At 53.1% G+C, this 2,500-nt stretch carries 1 tRNA gene and 2 rRNA genes (1 of these 3 cut by a window edge); all 3 read right to left on the reverse strand.

Features of this window, described 5'->3' with window-relative positions:
- Window positions 1-3: 3 nt before the first annotated feature.
- A tRNA-Met gene (locus DXT96_RS26685) sits at window positions 4-80 on the reverse strand.
- A gap of 258 nt (window positions 81-338) precedes the next feature.
- Window positions 339-453 (reverse strand): 5S ribosomal RNA (rrf, locus tag DXT96_RS26690).
- Window positions 454-721: 268 nt separating this feature from the next.
- Window positions 722-2,500: ribosomal RNA gene (locus tag DXT96_RS26695) — 23S ribosomal RNA — on the reverse strand; it runs 1,017 nt beyond the window's last position.

The raw sequence follows: 2,500 nt of genomic DNA on the forward strand, positions 1-2,500 counted from the left end.
ATTTGGTTGCGGGGGCAGGATTTGAACCTGCGGCCTTCAGGTTATGAGCCTGACGAGCTACCGGGCTGCTCCACCCCGCGTTATCTGACTTTTTGCGTTAGCAAAAATGTCACTACCAGCGCATTCGGCAAAGCCGAATGTCGCGTCTACGTCATTGCTTTAGCAACGACGGATCTCTGGCGGAGTAAATTGCGCAGCAATTTATCTCCTGTAAGGGACGCACTGGGCGTATTCCTTATGTTTTATGACCCGGAATGCACAAAGGCCGCTTATCGCGGCCCTTTGTATCGGCTGGGCCGAAGTTTGTGAATGAGAAGATTGATTGTTGCGTTTTGCAGACCTGGCAGCGACCTACTCTCCCGCGTCTTGAGACGAAGTACCATTGGCGCTGGGGCGTTTCACGGCCGTGTTCGGAATGGGAACGGGTGCAGCCGCCCCGCGATAACCACCAGGTCGGCAAAACGCAACATGCTCCATGTTTTCACATGGAAACTGTTGTTTCGAGAAGCTGGAGAGCTCAAGGCTCTATTTAATTTACACGTCGTTCTGTGACTGATCCGTTTGCCTGCCTTGCTCGATGTTGAGTTTGGCAGCCATACAGGACGCTAGTCCGTCGCCAATCGTTTGGCGCGCCGTCTGCAGCGTAGTGGCCGAAGGCCACGTCAGCGTGAAGACAGAACAGATATCATCAAGCTTCGCTTGATGAACATAATCAATGGGAACGAAGAAGTCGATCGAGCTATTAGTAACGGTAAGCTTCACATGTTGCCATGCTTCCACACCCGTCCTATCAACGTGGTCGTCTTCCACGGCTCTGATAGGGAACACTCGTTTTCAGGTTGGTTTCCCGCTTAGATGCCTTCAGCGGTTATCCATTCCGTATATAGCTACTCTGCTATGCCCTTGGCAGGACAACAGATCCACCAGAGATACGTCCATCCCGGTCCTCTCGTACTAGGGACAGATCCTGTCAATATTCCTACACCCACGGCAGATAGGGACCGAACTGTCTCACGACGTTCTGAACCCAACTCACGTACCGCTTTAAATGGCGAACAGCCATACCCTTGGGACCTGCTCCAGCCCCAGGATGCGATGAGTCGACATCGAGGTGCCAAACAACCCCGTCGATATGGACTCTTGGGGGTCATCAGCCTGTTATCCCCGGCGTACCTTTTATCCGTTGAGCGATGGCCCTTCCACACGGGACCACCGGATCACTATGACCGACTTTCGTCTCTGCTCGACTTGTCAGTCTCGCAGTCAGGCGGGCTTATGCCATTGCACTCGACGACCGATTTCCGACCGGTCTGAGCCCACCATCGCGCGCCTCCGTTACTCTTTCGGAGGCGACCGCCCCAGTCAAACTACCCACCATACACTGTCCCGGATCCGGATAACGGACCGCGGTTAGACATCCACGAAGATAAGGGTGGTATTTCAAGGATGGCTCCACAAAGACTGGCGTCCCTGCTTCAAAGCCTACCACCTATCCTACACATGCCTTGGCGAATGCCAGTGTAAAGCTATAGTAAAGGTGCACGGGGTCTTTCCGTCTGACCGCAGGAACCCCGCATCTTCACGGGGAATTCAATTTCACTGAGTCTATGTTGGAGACAGCGGGGAAGTCGTTACGCCATTCGTGCAGGTCGGAACTTACCCGACAAGGAATTTCGCTACCTTAGGACCGTTATAGTTACGGCCGCCGTTTACTGGGGCTTCAGTTCAGAGCTTGCACCCCTCCCTTTAACCTTCCAGCACCGGGCAGGCGTCAGACCCTATACGTCGTATTGCTACTTCGCAGAGCCCTGTGTTTTTGATAAACAGTCGCTACCCCCTGGTCTGTGCCACCCCATCATACTTGCGTAAAATGGGGTCACGCTTCTTCCGAAGTTACGCGTGCAATTTGCCGAGTTCCTTCAACATAGTTCTCTCAAGCGCCTTGGTATACTCTACCTGACCACCTGTGTCGGTTTCGGGTACGGTCTATACGGTGGAGCTATTTCCTGGAACCTCTTCGCTGCACATCCAATCCAATAAGAATGTACAACACACGAGATCCGTCACTACCACCAGGCCCACGAATATTAACGTGGTTCCCATCGACTACGCGTGTCCGCCTCGTCTTAGGGGCCGGCTAACCCTGCTCAGATTAACTTTAAGCAGGAACCCTTGGTCTTTCGGCGAGGGAGTCTCTCACTCCCTTTATCGTTACTCATGTCAACATTCGCACTTCCGATATCTCCAGCAGCCCTCACGGGTCCGCCTTCACAGACTTACGGAACGCTCCGCTACCACATGCCTTACGGCATATCCTCAGCTTCGGTGCATGGCTTTAGCCCCGTTACATTTTCGGCGCAAAGACCCTTATTTAGACCAGTGAGCTGTTACGCTTTCTTTAAATGATGGCTGCTTCTAAGCCAACATCCTGGTTGTTTTGGGATCCTCACATCCTTTCCCACTTAGCCATGACTTGGGGACCTTAGCTGGAGGTCAGGGT

The organism is Agrobacterium sp. ICMP 6402 (assembly GCF_009498615.1).
Classification (GTDB): domain Bacteria; phylum Pseudomonadota; class Alphaproteobacteria; order Rhizobiales; family Rhizobiaceae; genus Agrobacterium; species Agrobacterium burrii.